The 19,247-nt window shown below is 50.4% G+C and carries 13 protein-coding genes; 7 read left to right on the forward strand and 6 right to left on the reverse strand.

Annotation, left to right across the window (positions count from 1 at the left end; translation table 11 throughout):
* Window positions 1–92: 92 nt before the first annotated feature.
* Entirely contained in the window at window positions 93–2,459 is a 2,367-nt protein-coding gene (locus ACU4F7_RS09540) for an Ig-like domain-containing protein (RefSeq protein ID WP_481638509.1), read from the reverse strand.
* 22 nt (window positions 2,460–2,481) lie between these two features.
* Window positions 2,482–4,563: a hypothetical protein gene (locus ACU4F7_RS09545; protein WP_481638510.1), complete on the reverse strand. Its 2,082-nt coding sequence runs from the start codon at window positions 4,561–4,563 to the stop codon at window positions 2,482–2,484.
* Between the two features lie 582 nt (window positions 4,564–5,145).
* Between ACU4F7_RS09545 and ACU4F7_RS09550 the strand changes: the two genes are divergently transcribed.
* Entirely contained in the window at window positions 5,146–5,784 is a 639-nt protein-coding gene (locus tag ACU4F7_RS09550) for a helix-turn-helix transcriptional regulator (RefSeq protein WP_481638511.1), read from the forward strand.
* A gap of 140 nt (window positions 5,785–5,924) precedes the next feature.
* Complete coding sequence (locus ACU4F7_RS09555; protein ID WP_029592690.1) at window positions 5,925–6,605, forward strand: helix-turn-helix domain-containing protein; 681 nt, start codon at window positions 5,925–5,927, stop codon at window positions 6,603–6,605.
* Between the two features lie 139 nt (window positions 6,606–6,744).
* On the opposite strand, the gene ACU4F7_RS09560 is transcribed toward ACU4F7_RS09555, so the two are convergent.
* The 3 genes from ACU4F7_RS09560 to ACU4F7_RS09570 form a co-directional block, all read right to left on the reverse strand.
* Complete coding sequence (locus ACU4F7_RS09560) at window positions 6,745–7,140, reverse strand: D-Ala-D-Ala carboxypeptidase family metallohydrolase (RefSeq protein ID WP_481638512.1); 396 nt, start codon at window positions 7,138–7,140, stop codon at window positions 6,745–6,747.
* 228 nt (window positions 7,141–7,368) lie between these two features.
* Window positions 7,369–7,728 (reverse strand): phage holin family protein, encoded by a 360-nt coding sequence (locus ACU4F7_RS09565; RefSeq protein ID WP_071809222.1) that lies wholly within the window; start codon window positions 7,726–7,728, stop codon window positions 7,369–7,371.
* Between the two features lie 93 nt (window positions 7,729–7,821).
* Window positions 7,822–8,805 carry an Ig-like domain-containing protein gene (locus tag ACU4F7_RS09570; protein ID WP_481638513.1) on the reverse strand — a complete coding sequence of 328 codons (984 nt, stop codon included), beginning with the start codon at window positions 8,803–8,805 and terminating at the stop codon, window positions 7,822–7,824.
* 454 nt (window positions 8,806–9,259) lie between these two features.
* Between ACU4F7_RS09570 and ACU4F7_RS09575 the strand changes: the two genes are divergently transcribed.
* A complete protein-coding gene (locus ACU4F7_RS09575) occupies window positions 9,260–9,874 on the forward strand; it encodes a helix-turn-helix domain-containing protein (RefSeq protein WP_481638514.1) in 615 nt (204 codons plus the stop codon).
* 20 nt (window positions 9,875–9,894) lie between these two features.
* Here the strand turns inward: ACU4F7_RS09575 and ACU4F7_RS09580 are convergent, their stop codons facing one another.
* Entirely contained in the window at window positions 9,895–10,758 is an 864-nt protein-coding gene (locus ACU4F7_RS09580; protein ID WP_481638515.1) for a LysR family transcriptional regulator, read from the reverse strand.
* Between the two features lie 449 nt (window positions 10,759–11,207).
* Between ACU4F7_RS09580 and ACU4F7_RS09585 the strand changes: the two genes are divergently transcribed.
* The 4 genes from ACU4F7_RS09585 (at window position 11,208) to ACU4F7_RS09600 (ending at window position 18,590) form a co-directional block, all read left to right on the forward strand.
* The gene (locus tag ACU4F7_RS09585) at window positions 11,208–15,815 is read left to right on the forward strand and encodes an Ig-like domain-containing protein (protein ID WP_481638516.1); all 4,608 of its coding nucleotides are present in this window, start codon (window positions 11,208–11,210) and stop codon (window positions 15,813–15,815) included.
* 170 nt (window positions 15,816–15,985) lie between these two features.
* Window positions 15,986–16,453, forward strand: a complete 468-nt coding sequence (locus ACU4F7_RS09590) for a MarR family transcriptional regulator (RefSeq protein ID WP_029592699.1) — start codon at window positions 15,986–15,988, stop codon at window positions 16,451–16,453.
* Window positions 16,454–16,459: 6 nt separating this feature from the next.
* Window positions 16,460–17,527 carry an HlyD family secretion protein gene (locus ACU4F7_RS09595; RefSeq protein WP_481638517.1) on the forward strand — a complete coding sequence of 356 codons (1,068 nt, stop codon included), beginning with the start codon at window positions 16,460–16,462 and terminating at the stop codon, window positions 17,525–17,527.
* A complete protein-coding gene (locus ACU4F7_RS09600) occupies window positions 17,517–18,590 on the forward strand; it encodes a DUF2955 domain-containing protein (protein ID WP_029592701.1) in 1,074 nt (357 codons plus the stop codon). Before ACU4F7_RS09595 ends, ACU4F7_RS09600 begins: the two co-directional genes overlap by 11 nt.
* The last annotated feature ends 657 nt before the right edge of the window (window positions 18,591–19,247 follow it).

Here is a 19,247-nt window from a genome sequence, read left to right on the forward strand (position 1 = left end):
GATTAGCGCCTCCTCGATTTAATTGAAAATAAAGGCAGTGTTATTTTTGCAAGTAAAGATAAGGTGAGGGAAAGCATTCCCTCACCTTAAAGTTATTCAGCCCGATAAGAGATATTGCCGTTAATCGTCGATGGGAAATCATTCACGCCTGATGCAGGGTCGCCCCATACCACCACGCTGTTATCCGCTTTCAAGGCGGCAAAAGCATGCGTGTTGGAATAGATAGCGCAAACGTCGGTTAATTGACCCGCAACCGCAGTCGAGTTACCGCCCGTACTGGAATCACCCCAGGTGACGACATGACCAGAACGGGTCAGCGCGGCAAAACTGCCAGAAGTAGCGCTAAGCGCAACGATATCCCTTAACTGGCTGGCGACTGATGCGCTGTTGGCGCCATATAGCGGGTTCCCCCAGCTAATCACCGTCCCGTCGGCGCAAAGCGCGGCAAAAGCGCCATAAGTACTTTTTACGTCAAGAATATCGGTACGGTAACGATACGCGTCTGGCAGGTTATTGCCATATTCAGGATTGCCCCAGCAGACAATAGCGCCACTGGTCAGCAAAGCGGTAAACGCGCTCTCTGTCGCGACCAGGCGCAAGGCATTGCTGACATAAGCGACCTCGGCGCCGTTTCCGCCATAATCTTCATCGCCCCAGGCTGCAATGGTGCCCTGGGCGATAACGCCAAAGGCGCGGCGGGAAGCGCAGCAATCAGAAATCCCCCGTAATGCGCCGGCATGCTGGCTGATAGCGCCGCCTGCGTCCGCATCGCCCCAGGCGAAGGCCTGCCCGCTATTGTTAATAACGACAAAAGCATTGTCGTTCGCAAACAGCGACTTAATGTCGTACATACTGGCAATATAAGGCGGCACGGTCAGATTGATGGCTGACGTGGTGTCTACACCCCAGCCCCAGCTCTGGATATAGGGCGGCACGCTGGAGCGCAGAGCAAAGGTCCCGCGGGAGCCTTTTATTTCCAGTACGCTATTTAATACCGCAATGTTTGCCGGCAGCATGCCGCCTTCATTGCTGTCACCCCAGGAGAATATCGAGCCGTCGGATCGCAGGGCGCTGAAAGCGTAAAAGGTAGCAGCCGGGCAGGCGACGCCATAATTCACCTGCATCGACGGCGAATAACCGCCCCAGCCCGCAACGCCCCATCCGGCGCAGCTGCCGTTATTAAGACGAGCGGCAAAAGCGCCTGCGGAAGTACTGTCGTCAGTCCATTCGCCATTGCCAATAATATTGGAAGGATTAAGGGTAACGGTTTCACCCGACGGCAGGCTGACATCCAGATATTGTTCAGGCGCAACATCAAGAAAGGCGCTTGCGGCTGTTGAGGTGGACGCGTTGCGGTAACGCCATGTGGCCGATACAGGAAGCAAAGTAAGCGCATCCAGCGCAACCAGTCTGCCGGTCTGACGTTGACCGGAAGCGCGCAGGCTGGTTCTTGCGCCGCGGATGAGCAAAAGCGGTTCGCCTGCACTGATATCAACGTTAACAGCGCGGCTATCGCCATTATCAAGACTGGCGGTAATGGTTGCCGTGCCGGTAGTTAACGAGGTCAGCTGGTTTGTGCATTGCCCTTGCGCATTGGTGACAGTGGAGGAGGAGCTTAACGACCCAAGCGTGGTATGCCAGTAGACGGTCTGGCCGCTGGCGGGAAGTTGGGTGAGGGTATCGATAACCGTAGCGGTAAACGTCGCGGCATCGATACCGTCATTCTTGATGCTGTTTTTGTCGGTATAGAGCGAGCTGATGATAAGCGAATCCGGCACTACGGTTGCGTTAAGTTCCACAACCCAGCTGCCGTCAGTATTTTGTTTGGGTTCGCTAAAGCTCCAGCCATCAGGGAAGCCGGAATAAGTCAGTATAGTTATCTGGCCGCCGCGGTATTCCAGCACAATATTGCCATTACCCGACCAGGTCACCTGACCGGTAGAAGGGTCATAATCACCAAAGGGGCAGTAGGCGGAAACAGCGCTGCCGTCGGTGCGGCCTGGTAAGCCAAGCATGCCGTCTCTGCCAGGGAGCGTGAGCGCGCTTATCTGGGTGGTGCTTACGCCTACGACAAACTGCGCTGCTATGGCGTGAGGGACATCCTGGCTGGCGTCAATATGTAACCAGACGGGAACGACCAGCGAAGGATCAACGCCGAGATAATGCAGCGGAACCTGAGCGCTCGGCCATAACGTTTGTAAATCTGCGCAGCTGGCGCTGAGCATGGTCTCGATATGATTAAGGTAATTGATGCTGCTGTCCGCCGGGTTAACGTCGCTAAAGGCGAAGGCGTGCATATTCGCCATCGCAACAGAGCGGTAGAGCCATTCCCCCGAACGATTAGCAATATCACCGGTTTCGCCATGTAAGACATCAATGGCGTTCTGTCCGCCAAAATTGGGCTGGGTATAGAAGATAAGGCTGCCGGCCGCCTGCTGAGAAGAAAGGTGAAAGTTCATAGTTGGTCTCCTTTATGACCGATTAGACGTGTTGCAATGCACTAAAAAGGCTGAACGTTAACGAACCCACCGCATACGCGCTGGAGGAATCAGGCAAGGAAAGGGTGAAGTTCACTGCCTCGGGCGCGCTGTCGATCACATCGAAACTGCCGGCGTGATAAAGGCTGATGTCTACCCAGGCTTGCTGGGTGCCGGAGGTGATGATGAGGGCGGAGGTCGGCTCTTGCAGAACCAGTCTCGCTTGTTGCGCCTGAGAGCTGGGGTCGGTTTTCAGGTAAACGCTGCACAGGGAGTTCCCGTCGGCTATCGCGCCGCTTGAGAAACCATACTGTTTCAGTTCGCCATTGCCATTTAGCCACTCGGTGAAGGTCATATTGGCGGTGGCGTTGACGGCTGGGTTGGTTAACATCCAGGCGTAGACCGTAATGCCGCCCGTGGAAAAGCAATACACCTGTATGGCGCCACGTCCGGTTTCATCAAGCCTCAGCGTGGTCACATTGGTGCCGTCCGGGTAAAAGAAAGCGTCTGACGAATCCGGCAGTGAAAGGCTAATGTCGGCGCCCGGAGGGCCTGAAAGCGTAACCTGATTCATCGGCCTGACGTATACGGTTGGGTCGAACCAGGGGGCGCCGGTGGAACAACTCATCTGGAGCTGCTGAGCTGCATCGACATTGATTGCCGCCGTCTGGCTGGCTGAAGAGGCGATTCCGCCATTTTCAAACATCACTTGATATCTCCCTTGTGCATAACCATTACCGATGGGGGTAATGAACTCTGTGGCTATATGGAAGAGCGCCTGCTGCGCCTGCGCTTCTTGTGAGGTGAGGGTGCGGGTTTGCGTCCAACTGGTGCCGGGAAGGGGGGACGCCGGGGAAGATTTATAGCCAAACCAAAAGGCCGTCACGATGTCGCCCGCGCGCATATCCGGGTAGCTAATCGTCATCGTCGTTCCGCTGTCGGCCTGTACTTCGTCGCTGTTAATGACGCCATCGTCCAGCGCATCCGGAAAAACGGGCGCGGGTAAAAGCGTGCAATGCTCGCTGTCGACTTCAACAGTTTTAACCGCTGAAAAGCCGGGAACAGAAGGGGCTGAAGCCTGATACCAGGCTTCGGCGTAACCAATCCCGATCGGCAGAATAAATTCTGTCGGCACGGTGACGCTAAAGCCTTGCAAGAGATCATTCGCGGTTAGCGTATGGGATAACTGGAAGACAGCGTCGGGAAGCGAGGCGCCTGAAGCGTCGAAACCTTGCCAGAAAACCGTAACGAGGCCGCCTGCGACAAACTGGCTGTTGCCGGGCACGGTTACCTCAATGCCATCAGCCATGATTTCGCTGCAATCGATCCAGCCGTCGTTGCCTGCCGGAATATAAGGGGCGGGATAAGAGGCGGTGCCGGTCATATTCACGGTGACGGTAGCATTTTGCGAGCTTTGCGCTTCGTCATCCGGCGGGACGATAGAATACCAGGCCTGGGCGGTGGCGAAAGTTTGAATGAGCGTAATATAAGGCGCCGGCACCAGCACCTCGAAACCGTTGCTCATGTCTTTACTTTCAATAATATGCGTGAAGTTAACCTCGCTTCCCGGCACCGTATTGCCGTAACTATCCAGCTCACGCCAGTAAACATAAGCCGTGTTCCCGATAGCAAAAATGCCTGAGGTAAAAGGCACGTGAATATGCGTTCCGCTATTGGCAATAACAGAATCATAAGTAATGACATTGCTAACATTGGCATCCGGGAATCGCGGCGGCGGCAAACCCTCGGTATGGTTTCTGTCTACCACCGCCGGTGAAATTGGCGACGCCGAAGGATTTTGTGCGACATCAGTAACGGTGTAATAGGCCTGATGAGGGCCGTCAGGCGCTTCGCCCGCAGCAATGATGACGGACCATGGCCAGCTAAACTGATCCGGATCGTCAATATATTGCGAGGCGCTAAAGCGGCCGTCCCAGTAAAGATTGATATAGTCGCCGGATTTAGCTGTGGGATAGGCATTGACCTCAACAATCACGCCGCCGTCATTTAGCAGTTCCGTGCTGTTGATGTAGCCATCGTTGCTCATCTGAGGTAAATCAGGACCGGGCAAAACGGTATAGTTCATATCGCTATCCATTGTTTGATTAACTAACAGAAGAGAGCGTAAATAAATTCATCCTGTAAGGTTTTCCAAAAAAGGAACATTGCTGGCTATTTTTTGCGTTGTTAAAAAGGGTGGTGATGGGTTGTAGAGCCGACCCGCATCAGGAAAATAAATGTAGAATAACAGGCGGTGTCAGAAAGGAATGCACTGTGAATGTTTAGCCTTGTTTAAGTGGCGAAATAAAGAGAGTAATCGGCCAGAGCATTAAGAAAAGCAACGTAAAGTAATACTTCTCAATAGAGTTGTTCCAAAATAATAAGTTTTAGACGGTAAATTGTATCGGCTGCGCTTTATTCGGAGTGATTGATTTTTAAAGAATTTCCTTGAGCTGCCTGTATTATTCAGCAGGAATGCCGCCGTAATGTGTTTATAGGAAAACGATTTTTAACATTTTCCGTGCGGGCGACGGTTGCCCCCAGGGAAAATTTACGTAGCCTGAGATTTCTTCAGGAGGACTGCTCGTTAGATAAAAGTTACTCCGCCCTGTTTTTGCATATTCAGATGGACATTTGTAATGGCCCCGATTCGCAAAGAGGAAGTTGCATGAGTCAATATTTAACAACATTTAAGCATAATAAGGTTGAAAAGCGGTATGTGGTTGTTATGTCAGCAAACAAATATTGGCTGGATGGGATTGTTCATTTGACGAAAGGAATGAATATAGCGGGTTCTGAACTGTTGTTTTGTCATACCTTAAGTAAATTACAACATTACATAACGACACTTAACGTGGTTGGGGCGATAACCGGTTTTTATGGTAATGGCGAACAGTTGGTTGACTGGCTGCGGTTTCGCGAGTGGTTTCTTTCGCACAGACCCGCGGTAGGTATGATTCTCATTGGTAATGCGGTCTGTAAAAACAGACGTATTATTTCTGATATCGCCGGTAAGGTCATTAACCCGGCAGTCACGGTTTCGCAAATGGAAGAGCATATTCAGGCATTAGTAGAAGAGAAATACCGTTTTGATTTTCAGGCAAAAAAGAAAAAAGTGACTGAGCGTCTTACGCGACGGGAAATGGATTTCTTTATTTCTCTCTGCGAAGGACATACGCCAGATTTTCTGGCTCGCCACCTGAGCGTAAGCCCTAAAACAATTAGCGTCTATAAATATAATGTACTGCATAAGTTAGGGGTGCGGAGCATGCCGCGATTATATAAAATATATAATGGTTTGTACTGAGCGATAAACCTGCGAATAAACGCAATAAAAACGCAGGGTGTAGAGTGAAAAGAAAAATGGCTAATACAGGAATAACAGGAAGGAGATCTCTGCGGCAGGCAGGGAATGAAAGCGTGGCGTGGTAACACAAGGGGATTATCGTGAACGAAAAGGATGATATTGTCTCACCTTATGCCAGACACTGGGATGGCGTAGAAAGTTATTCAATACTTGACTGGAAAAAATATTATAGTGAGCAAGCCGATATAATTGAAAAGTTAGCGCCCCATGCACAGACCGTGAGTTTACGTGCCGGGACGATATTAAGGGCAGAAGAGCAAAGTATCTGGTTGCTTACAGATCAAAGCATTGAAATTCGTAGGGCGTGTGACAATTTATTAATTGGCATGACCGCAGCGCCTGTTATTTTTGGGCTGGGGCGTTTGCTTGACATGCCCGGAGGCTATTACTTCAAAACGCTTAATCGCGGTAATGGTTATAAAATCTCCCAGGCCGGGGCGACCCGGTTGATAAACAAACATGAACTATGGAAGTCGGTAGCTAAAACGGTTTCTTCCCATCTATGCTACATGCTCTATCGGGACCGATATTTAACTGGAAAGGACTCTTATCATGCCATAAAGATGAAATTGCTGGAGTATTATCGCAATAAAGAGTTGTTTTATGAGAATGATATTGGTGTCATAAGCTATATAAAAGACAGCACTTTTTTATCAAGAAGCATGATCTACAGAACGCTGTCATTACTTGTCGAAAAGGGGTATATCGCCCTGAAAAAAGGCATGCTGGTCTCGGTTTATTACCTGCCTGAGCGGATCTAGCCTGGCTCCATACGCGCATGATCGCTTTTTCTGGCCGGTCTCGACAGGTCGTTGTAGAGAATATGTCGTTATTAAAGAATAAGCGTAGAGTGAAAGCACCCTACGCTTTACTGTGCGGTGGTTATCAGGACGGATGTTGCTAAGACCAGCGGGCGCTGTTTTTGCGAACGTCTATGTGTGTAAACGTCTTATATCTACCGATACCATACTGTGCCGGGTACGTTTTTTCAAAATAGTCGGCTACGATTGCGGCAGGCGTATTAGTAACAACAATATCCGCAGCGGTGCCAAGCCGGTGCTGGCTACCTGGCGTTCCCCCCACGGCATTGTTGTGCTGCGCGCACCGACAACCGCTGTTTATCACGATTGGTGATGCAAAGTAGCACCTGGCTTGCTCCAGGATGTCTATCAATTCTGGTGAGACAGCGTCAAACCCGCATCCGCAATGGCAGGCGAATTCGCGCCGGCTAAAATGAAGAGATAAATCGCCCATTATAACTTCTCCATTTTTATTTACTGGCTTGCGCGTAACCATAAAAGAAGCGCGACAGTCACAAGAAAAAGGGTGCTAAAAACGCTACAGGTGACGCGGCCATCAGCAAGCCGGACAACCGACATACAAAGGATGACGATACTACACCAATAAAGAAGCTGTAATGCCTTTTTACTTTTGGGGATCTTTCTCCTTGAAATAATAGTATGTAACAGCATTAAATTAAGAGCTAAAACAGCGATAATTATATGGGGCATCATAAGCGATCCTTTATTTATTGCCGGGAAAGTATTTGATGATATTATCTGCGGCTACATTAATTACCCTTACGACAACCGCACCCATCAGCGCTGCGGAAAATGCGCAGTTAATCTGGGGTGGCGGGTTAATAAATTTGGCTATGATCGTTACCAGCAAGTGCGAAGCGACTTCGGCACAGTTAATAGCAAGTAGAAATGAAATTAAGAAGTAGAAAATACGACGCGATAAACTAATGTCTGTTAAGTTTAACATGTAAATTAACGCGCCGCAGAGTGCCCCTGAGAATAAAGAGACCTTACTGCAAACAACGTTAAAGTTTGCAACCGAGCTGGCGACATGGGATAGCTCTGTCAGAGGAAAAATAGACATAGACAGCGTCCAAACGTATAGTCCATTAAGCTGATAATGAATATATTCCGGATATTCAGGGAATGTCCCGGCGCAAGGCCGGGACCCGGTTAGTTAAGCAGGAACGGTGTCTACGAGGCACCGGCAAGTGTCAGAGAGTTGTTTGGCAGTGGCGCCAGCAGGCAGCACCGTGTAATAGGCCTCAGCATAGCCTTCATAGCCCATACCATTCGGGTAGAACTTAGTTTGTTCAATGGTGAAGGTAACTGATTTCTGGTCCGCGATTACCTCATACTGCTGGCTATCGCAAGCAGCCTCAATTTTACGGCCCTGAGAATCATAAGCTACCCAGTACAACCAGATAGCATCGCCTTCCGCCATGCTGGGGTAGTTCACCAGAACAGAAACGCCATCGGCGACATCCGACATATTAATATACGGATCGGCTTCCGCGACTTGCGGCATTACCAGAACCGGCGTCAGGCTTCCTTCATCATCGACAGTAATCGCCAAATGACTGGAGGAGACCGGCGGGTTACCTGCATTATCACGAACATCATAATAAACATCATATTCGCCATTAACCGTAAAGTCTGAGGGAATCTCCAGAATATAAGGCGGTAAATTATCTTCGGTGACGAAGAATGAGGTGCTCCACGCATCGCCCCAATAGAAGGTTACGTCCTGGTCAACTTTAACGTTGTTGTAATAAGGAATTTCAACCTGCACGCCGAACTCAATATCATAATGGTCAAGCGTCCATTCGTCTTCCTCGCTGGCATTCAGCACAACTGGCGCTTTAAGCGGCACATAAGTGGTAATAAGCGTGCTCTTACCGGTCGGATCATCTGCCGTTGAAGCAGTAACGGTAATCGTTGCCGCGCCATCTTTCGCCGTTACATCGATTGTCGCCACGCCGGTATCATCGGTGGTGGACGAAGTGGAACCGTCGCCGCCGGAAATATCCCAGATGACATCCACGCCAGCCTGAGCAGGAGAACCATCAGTCTGAACTGTCGCGCTTACCTTAGACTTTTCTGAGCCATCGTTTGCAACCGAAGCCGGAACCGGAACAATACTCACAATGGTATTAGCCATTTTTTTTTCCTTTGATTAAGTACGATACGACAATGTATCGGGGAAAATAATACTTTGGCTAAATATCATTGAGCGGCTAAATTGTGACGCAAAACTGGTCAAATTGTGCTTTGCTTTTTTTATTGCCATATTTTATAAGCACAACCTCTGAATGCCTTCTTCCTGCACGCTTCTACACGATTGAATCGACGCTGGAATGGCGCAGTTAATAAGTAATCATCTGTGACGCTTGTTTCCCGCAGGGACGGCTGGCCTGTAATTTTTTTGAGAAAGATCTAAATAAGCTCTCAGCGTTGAAGCTGCGTTGCCAGTATGCGATAAAACATTTTGAAATATTTTGAGGTTTTTTGACATCTTTGAAAACTTTTTTTGTATAACCATATTATGAACGTTGATTACTTCCCGTTGCGCAAGTAAATTCTCTTATAGGAATATTACTTAGTACGGAGCAGTTATGGATAAGCCGCAGAAGCATATCAATAATATTGTAAATAAATTAATGTGCTCTGTGAGTATTATTTCACGCGTACGGGTATTTGATGGTAATAAAGAGAATATGGGCTTACTTGATAATGATAGCGTAATGGTGATTATTGAGGGTGAGTGGGGGTTACAGCGGCATAGCGACAAAATTATTTTAGGTCAAATGACCGGACCATATATTATTTTTTTATTGCCTGAACTTAACTATATTGATCTTGAATTTACACGTGATAGTCGCTTTTCTTATTTGCTTTGTAAGCGAAGCGATTTTTATAGTTTTATTTCAGCGTCTAACTTATGGGAGGATTTATATTTTATAATGCAGTACACAGCTTCGCTGTTAAATATTAAGCTACAAGTTATGTTATCTTGTGATTTATACAGCGTTATTAAATATTATTTAAGGGAGATTGACAATAACCCTGAATTGCGCGGGCAGGTAAACGTCTGCGATTATATTACCAGACGGTCTGGTTTTTCGAAGAGTGGAACCATGATGGTGCTTTCTGAATTGAAAAAAGGCAATTATATTATTATAGAGCGTGGGCGCCTTAAAAAAATAAAATCGCTGCCGTCTGGGTTTTAATATGAGCGCTCAAAATAATATTACAGTAAATCCTTGATGTATTTTATCGCCTTATCCGTCTGGCTTCCAGCCTTCTTCGCAAAGGGTTGGTAATAATATGTTCTGAATCTATAATCATTCAGGAAGATGGCATTGCTTCTGTTTACCTTCAGTAAGTCACAGACTTTGATCGGCAGTATCATTAAGCCTTCGCCGTTTGCCGTCATCATTAAGAAGTCGACAAGCGTGCCTTTATGAAACCTTACCTTTAATGGCGTGCCAAAAAGCGGTTCCAGTTGTTCCTTTATAATATAAGGAGCGTAACTGTCGGTATTTTGTCTTAGCAAAATGGGCGTACATGATAGCCTTTCCTGGTGTTCTTCTATCTCCTTACTCATGAGTAAGACCAGACCACTGCTGGGATGGCATTCGGATAAGATGCTTCCGTCATGCTCATAACTACGATGGCTTATAATCAGCGTATCTCTGTCAAATTCATTATTATCAAACATCGATTGCTCTAACTCCATCGTACTGCAATGGCACTTGATACTGCTGTTTTTTAAACTGCATGTAATGACATCCATGAGGTTGCCGGGATAGTGACTATCAAAGATAATAGTGATGTCCCCTGACACATTGACTGTCGTCAGACGTTTTTCAAGCTCAACAATCCTTCTGTAAAGTGGTTCTGTTTCGGCATGTATGGCTAATGCAAACTCGGTCGGCTCAAGCTGACCATGCTGTCGGATAAATAATTTATTGCCGAGTATGGCTTCGAGCTCATTAATTGCTTTTCCCAAAGGCGAACGCGTGATAAACAACTCCTCACTGGCTTTGGTCAAGCAACGCTTTTCCATCACTGTCATAAAATACTTTAGCTTTTTCGTTAACAAGAAACTCATACTCTTATCTCCCTTAATGTTTGTTTCCTAAGCAATTATCATCCCAGTGGCGAAAAATTTTTGAGTTTGTCTATTACCATGCATTCACTGTCTGTGTTTCCTGGCCAGTACGATAACAATTAAAAGTTGGCGTGGAGCGCAAAATTTGCTTTTCAACGATGCACTAAAAGACCTGAGTCATATTAGACGGCTTTAGACTTAATATATTATTGCTGATTTAAATATTTATACATAAATTCATGCCAATTTTGTATTTTAATGACGGAATATTTGTGGGCGAAATGATTTTAGGTTTATATATATTTTTGTTGTTTGAAGGGGCATGTTTTATTGGAATCATCTGAAAGGAGTATTTGGCTTATCAGCACCATCCGGAGCGGACGCGAGCTTGAATTTTAATCGCGGTGTTAATAACACTTTGTGAGTATATAAATCTTAGGGTTAAAAAGATGGAGTATTCTTTTTTTAAAGGAAGAGATCGCAGCATCAAAATCTTTGCCTGGGGGCAGATCGGCTTGCAGGCGCTGTTCCCAATTATTGCTTCCTTTTCCACGCCTTCTGTTGCAGCGAAAGATAATCTGGAAAGCGATCCCATTGAATATTCAGAACCGGTAAGTCGATTCGCTAATATAATGGCTAACGACGGTATGGACGGGGTTGAAAGCTCGGCTAAAGCAATGGCGGTTGGAAAAGCGGCGTCTGATGCTGAAAAATGGCTAAATCAGTTTGGCACTGCCCGGCTGGATTTGAATGTCGATAATGATGGCAATTGGGATCAAAGCTCGTTTGATATGCTTTTGCCCCTTTACGATAATGCGAAATCAGTATGGTTTACTCAATTTGGCCTGCGTGCGCCGGAGGGGAGAGTAACCAGCAATATAGGTAGCGGCGTTCGCACTTACAATATTGAAAACTGGATGTTAGGCGGCAACGTTTTTTTCGATGATGATTTAACCGGTAAAAACCGCCGCATCGGTTTCGGCGCCGAGGCGTGGACCAACTACCTGAAGCTTAGCGCTAACAATTATATCGGCACCTCGCAATGGCACGATTCCCGTGATTTAGACGGGTACTATGAAAAGCCGGCCGATGGCTTTGACATCAGAGCGGAAGGGTACATGCCCGCCTGGCCTCAGATGGGGGCGAAGCTTGTCTATGAACAATATTATGGCAAGGATGTCGCGCTGTTCGATACCGATCACCTGCAAAATAACCCCTCTGCCGTGACGGTGGGCCTGAGTTATACCCCAGTGCCCCTGATCTCCCTGGCGGCTAACTACCGCAAAGGGCAGGATTCCATGGATGATACTCAGTTTCAGCTCAATCTGCGCTATCAACCCGGACAAAGCTGGCGTGAGCAGCTTGATCCGGATAACGTGCGTCTGCTGCGCACCCTGGCGGGAAGCCGGTACGACCTGGTTGAACGCAATAATGAAATCATTCTTCAGTATAAGAAAAAGCGGGTTGAAGGCGTTAATAAGCTTGTCATACAGGCTATAACGGACAACGCGCCTGCTGACGGTCTGGCGCAAAACACGGTGCAAGTCGTCGCCACGGACAGCGATAACGCGCCAGTGCCGAATGCGCCTGTCGCGTGGTCCGTAACGGGTTCGGCGACCTTGAGTGCGTTTGCTTCCGTCACGAATAGCCAGGGGGTGGCAACGGTAAACCTGACTAACGTTGCTGAAGAAACCGTACAGGTTACGGCCACCAGCGGCGCCAAATCGGCGACTCAGGCAAGCCATTTTGTTCCTGTCACGGTCAGTCATTTAACGTTAACGCCTGATAAAGACGGCAGCGTAGCGAATGGCGCTATGGCTAACAGCGCAGTTGCAACGGTTACCGATGTGAATAACCGCCCCATCGCCAATGCCAAAGTGAGCTGGACGCTCTCAGCACCCGCGCGCCTGAAGGTTTCTGATACCGCAACCAATGAGAAAGGTCAGGCCCGTGCGGAATTTGTTTCTGACAAAGCCGGGCAGGTGACGCTAAAAGTGAATGCCGGCGAGTTATCCGCCGAGCAGCAAAGCACCTTTGTGTCTGACGCGGCGGGGGCGAAAATAGCCAGTTTCATCGCCGTAACTAACGGCAGCCCCGCCAATGGCTCGACGCCAAATACCGCCCTGGTAACCGTAACGGATGCCAACGGCAACCCGGTTAGCGGCATGACGGTTTCGCTGGCAGCGGACAAATCGACCGTCGCATTTCTTTCAACGCAGGCGAAAAAACGAGGAAAAGCGAAAGGGAACGTGAAGGCGCAAACGGACGGGCAAGGGCAAGCGCACGTCGTCTTCACGGATACCGTTGCAGAAAGCGTAACGCTGACCGCAACGCTTGAGAATGGCGACAACCAGCAGTTAGTCGAGCAGTTTGTTGCCGATAACAGCTCCGCCTCGCTGCAGGAGCTGACCCTGATCCGGGACAATAGCGTGGCAGACGGCATAGCGACTAACGCCGCGAAGGTGTCCGTTAAAGACGCCAACGGCAACCCGGTTAGCGGTATGCATGTGAACTGGCTGTCTGATAAAGGCACCGTCTCTTTCAAGTCTGATGCGGTTACGGATGACAAAGGTGAAGCGGTAGAAACCTTTACCGATACGGTTGCCGAAACCGTCACCCTTAAAGCGCAACTGGATAATGGCAGTAACCTGACGACGCAAAGCCATTTTGTTGCTGACCAGCAGACGGCGACGTTGCAAAATTTAAACGTCACCAAAGACGGCAGCCCCGCCGACGGTACGCAAGCAAATACCGCAGAAGTGTATGTTAAGGATGCTAAGGGCAACCCGCTCGCCGGCCAGGAAGTCACCTGGAGCAGCGACAAAGCAGGCGTCGTTTTTGCGTCGGGCGGAAAATCAGACGATAGCGGAAAGGCTACGGTCAGCTATACCAGTTCGGTCGCCCAAACTTTCCTGCTCAAAGCGCAACTTGATAACGGACAGAACCTCACCGCCTCGTCGTCATTTGTCGCAGATACCGCAAGCGAGCACATTAAAAGCTATAGCGTAACCAGCGGAGCGCTGGCTAACGGTACCGATACCAACTCCGCGACGGTTATTGTCACCGATAATAACAATAACCCTGTTCCTGATGCTTCCGTGACATGGAGCATTAGCGGCTCAGCGCGTCTGTCCACTGAAATCGGCAACACCGATGGTGACGGTAAATTAAGCGTAACGTTCACCGATACCAAAGCGGAAGCCGTTAACGTGCGCGTTCAGCTTGGCTCTTCTATCAGCGAGACGAAGTCCAGTACCTTTGTTGGCGATAACGGCAGCGCGAAAATTGGCGAGCTGGCCGTCACATCCGGCGCGCTGGCGAATGGCGCGGCGACCAATGCCGGCAAGGTGACAGTCGTGGACGCTAATGGCAACCCGCTTTCCGGGCTGACCGTTACCTGGACTGTCACCGGAAACGGGAAACCCTCCGCGCCAGAGAGCGTAACGGCAGCCGATGGTACGGCGACGGTTGCGATCACCGACACTAAAGCGGAACAAGTTACCCTTAGCGCCGCTGTTAATGGCGATACGCAAAGTAAACCGATGACCTTTGTCGCTGACGCGTCCAGCGCCACGATTCAGACGATGACGCTGGATGTCGATGGCAGCAAGGCCAATGGCGTCGCGGCGAACAAGGCTACCGTGCAGGTGGTCGATGGTCAGAAAAACCCGGTGTCCGGATTGGATGTGAGTTGGATTGCCGATAAAACGACCGTGCAACTCTCGCCATCCGGAAAAACGGATAGCGAAGGTAAAGCCAGCGTCACCTTTACGGATACCGTCGCGCAGCAAGTTACGCTAAAAGCCAGTCTGCCCAACGGAAATAACAAATCGACGGTCAGCCAGTTTATTGCCGATACATCAACCGCCACGATCGCCGACATGGTTATCTCTCCGGATAACGTACGCGCCGATGGGGTCGCGCAAAATGTGGCGACGGTAACGGTTAAAGATGCGCAGGGCAATATCCTGCCGGGGCAGAACGTCTCCTGGAGCGCGAGCCGAAGCTCCGTGGTGTTGACCCCGTCGGGCATTACGGACGCCAATGGTCAGGCGCACGTCACGATGACGGACAACATCGGAGGGAACGTTGATATTACTGCGACGCTGGATAACGCCAGCACGTTAACCAAAAAGGCAAACTTTCTGGTCATCAACGTCACGAAGCTGCAGCCAAGCCGCTGGGGACAAGATGCCAATGGCAACCCCATTACCTTTACGGCGACGGTGACTGATAGCAGCGGCGCGCCGGTGGCAAACAGCGAGGTCGCCTTTAGCAAAACCGGCAAGGGAGTGCTGAGCGCGACAACCGCCATAACGGATAGCTCGGGGAACGCGGTGGTCTCGCTCACCGATCTGTATGGTGAAGAAGTGACCGTAACGGCCCGTGCGACTGTCAATCCGCAAGACAGCGGACAGCAAAATACGGTGACATTCTATGCGCAGGCGTTTACCCAGATAGTTGCTGGCGGCCATACTTTTGACGTGGTAAGCGGCTTCCCTAAGACCGGCTTTCGCACAGCGATTTTCCAACTGGTCATTGACGATGATGTTGCCAATAACGCCAATTACACCTGGTCTACCGATCACTATGAATGGATAAGAGCGGATACCACCGGCAAAGTGCAAATGGTGGCAACGCCGGAAAGCGGCAGCAATACCGTTACCGTTACCGCTATGCCGAAATGGGGCGGCCAACCCTTGACGTATACCTTTACCTTACAACACTGGATCAAGGAGCTGAATCATAGCAGCACCAACCCGTCGGACGCAGAGCGTTATTGCGCGGAGGAAAACCTGGAGGTGCCAAGCTACACGGTGCTTTCCAATGGTCAAATTGAGGGGAAAGCAACGCGCGCAGTGGGATCGTTGTGGGGAGAGTGGGGAGCGCTTAGTCAGTATTCCTGGGGCCATTCCAGCCCTATTGAATCGGACTGGACAAAGGAAACAAACCCCAGTAATGGCCAGCGGGTTTATGTCAACTGGTATACGGGATATGTTTACGGCTCGCCTTCCGAGGGCGAATTGATGGACATTGCCTGCCATAAAGGATTTTAACTGGCAAATGCATTAACCTGTTCGTAAATTTCATCATTAAAGAGGCGCTTTGGGCGCCTCTTCTTTTATATCGCCCGCTTTATACAATCCATGCTTTATTCCTTCTTTGTTTCTTGATACCTACCCTGATAAGTATTATTTTTCCTGCCCGCTTACCGGAGGGAAAACCCGTGACTGAAGATGAACGCTTCGCCAGCAGGCCGATGGGCATGCGTATGGCGATGATTGTGCGCCAGTGGCGCGCCACGATTGATCACGCTATTACCGATACTGGCCTGACGCAGTCAAGCTGGACGGTATTGATGCAGCTTCACCAGCTGGGGAATAACGTCTCGGTAAGCGAACTGGCGGCAGTACAGGGCATCGAATTGCCGCCGCTAATGCGCACCCTGACACAGCTGGAAAGCCAGGGCTACCTGCTGCGCGCCACATCGCCTTATGACAAACGCTGCCGCCTGCTGAAGCTGACTCCCGAAGGGGAGAAGGTGCTAAACAGGCTGAAACAGGTGATTGAAACCTACCAGGCTCGCGTGTCGCAAAACATTCCCGCGCTGGATATGGAAACGTTCAGCCAAACCTTAAATCACATCGCGCGCAATCTGCGGACGATTCGCGAAGAAGATAGCCATAACAATTAAATAATCATGATGACTCCGGAACAAAAATTTGCCCGCTGGGTAAGGGTTAGTATTGCCACCTTTCTGCTGATGTTTGTTTACTTCATCCTGGCGGATATCTGGATCCCGCTGACGCCGGACTCCACCGTAATGCGCGTGGTGACGCCTGTCTCCTCACGCGTATCGGGTTATGTCGCCGCCGTGCACGTGCATAACAACAGCCCGGTGAAAAAGGGGGATGTGCTGTTTGAGCTGGACCCGGCGCCTTTCCTTAACCAGGTGCAGGGGGCGGAAATCGCGCTGCAACAGGCGCAGTTGACCAATCAGCAGCTGGATGCGCAAATCCTTGCCGCGCAGGCGAGCTTAAAAACCGCCCAGCTCACCGCCCATAACGACAAAGTGACCTTTGAGCGCTATCTGCGCTTAAGCGGCCAGCAGAACGTCTCGCAGCAGGATCTGGATAAAACGCGCACCACCTGGCAGACCAGCGAGCAGGCGGTAGATGAACTGGCGGCGAAAATCCGCGAGCTAACGATTGCGCGCGGCGAGCGCGACGACAGCCGCAACGTAACGCTGCAGAAATACCGCAATGCGCTGGAAGAGGCACAGCTTAATCTCGGCTGGACGAAAGTTCGCGCCGAAGCCGACGGTATGGTGAGCAACATGCAGTTAAGCCCCGGTTGGTACGCTTCCGCCGGCTCGCCGGCGCTGGCGCTGGTGAGCAACCAGACCGATATCGTGGCCGATTTCCGGGAGAAAAGTCTGCGTCATACGCAGAATGGAACCGATGCCGCCGTGGTGTTCGATGCGCTGCCGGGCCACGTTTTTCACGCGCACGTCACCAGCCACGACGCGGGCATCCTGGCGGGGCAGGAAGCGGTGAACGGCCAGCTTTCACAGCCGGAAGAGTCCAACCGCTGGGTGCGCGACGCACAGCGTATGCGCATTCACGTCGCGCTCGACGAGCCGCTGCCGAAATCGCTGCCGACCGGCGCTCGCGCGACCGTTCAGCTCTATAACAGCGAAGGGCCATTCGCCCGCTTTTTCTCCGGGCTGCAAATTCGTCTGGTGAGCCTGCTGCATTATGTCTATTAACACGCTGGCGCGGGTGTTCACCCCCCATGGCAATATCGTTTACACGGCGAATGATTTTCGTCAGACGCTGCGCATTGTCGTGGCGGGGGTGATGGCGCTAAGTCTGTCGAGTTTTTACAACGTGCAGTACGGCGTTTTCTTCGTGGTCTACCCGATCATGTTGCTTTCGCTGGTGCCGGTGTTTAACCGCCATGTGGCGAAGCAGTTTATCTTCAGCGCGGCTATCAATTGCGTGGAGATGGTGTTGATTATCGGCTGGCTTTCGCAGTGGCCGCTCATCATGACCGGCGTGGTGTTTGCGCTCTATGTCATGCGTTTTCGCTTTATGAGCAAGGGGCCGCTATTCCTGTTCGGCTCAATGGGCGTAGTCTGCCAGAGCACGATGCTCAACTTTATGAGCTACCCGGGCAACGACTGGCATACGCTGCTTTTCTCTAATATGGAAGCCAGCGTGCTGGCGGTGTGCCTGAGCGCGCTGATGCACTATCTGTTGCCGGATGTGGAGCCGCGCGGGCGTCCGCCGCTGATTGAAAAAGACGCCGCCCGCGTGCGCCATGAGTCGCTGCTTTCCGGCACGGTGGCGACGCTCAATTTTGTCGTTTTCCAGATGTGCGACCTGAGCGATTCGCTTTCGGCGCTGATGGCGGGCGTGCTTATCCTCTTTCCGATGAGCTACCGCGGCGCGGTGCTGAGCTCAATATGGCGGGTGGTTGGCGTGGTGCTGGGGTGTCTTTATATCCTGGTGGTGCAGCTGGTGCTTTACGATCACAGCAGTCATATGCTGTTGATGATGCCGCTTATCGCGCTCGGTTTCGCCTTCAGCGCCCGGCTGCATGTGATGGAGAAAGTGGGCGCGGGCGTCGGGTTCTCCTGCATTACCACGCTTGGCATTATGTTCGGCCAGAATATGCACCCGGATAAAGACCTGGTCTTTAGTGATCTTTACCGCATTAGCTCTGTGACAGTATCGCTGCTGGTGACGCTGACGATGGTCTTTCTGGTGCACCTCATCCTCAACCGCTTTGCGGCAACGCGTTATGTGGTGCAGAGCGAGAGTAAATAGACTAACAGTGCGCCTGGTAGCCGGTTGCGTACGGGCGATTGAGAAATGCCGCTTGCAGACGAGCCGGCTCAACGCAGGCGGCATCGTTTATAAAATCATTCTGCTAACCTGCCGCTGCGTCCCATTGTCAAAGAAACGACGGCAGGCTATCGTGTTGCTGTAATAAAGTAAGCCCCTTGCCTGTTCTTCTTTCCCGTTGCTGGCGGCGGGGTTAAGCCCGCTGTTTGCCATTCATATTCACTCCTTACGCTATTTGAATAATGTCGTCGTCCTGATGCGGTGGATATTTTCGATTCGCAGTGGGCTTTTTATTAAAACATTCTCATATTTATTATTGGCATAAATAATTGCCCGGTATTTATTCTCGGGGTGAAGCGATTAATGATTAATTCTGTTTGTTCTGTGGGCGGCGGGCCATGAGCGGAAACGGCTTTGGGGCCGGCCCCCGCCACGGTCATTAAGCAAAAATTCCGTTTGCCGCTAACAGGGATAATTGGCCGTATGGATTATCACGTGAGAGCGATTGCTTGAATAAGCTTAGACAGAATCTGAAAAAAGCGCCTTACATGCATTTGTTTTACTTGAGTAAAACCTTAGGTGTTACGATACGGCAATGATTACTATAAGAAAACAGGAGCAGCGCGGCGAGCCTGCTGC

Source organism: Franconibacter pulveris, from assembly GCF_056780215.1.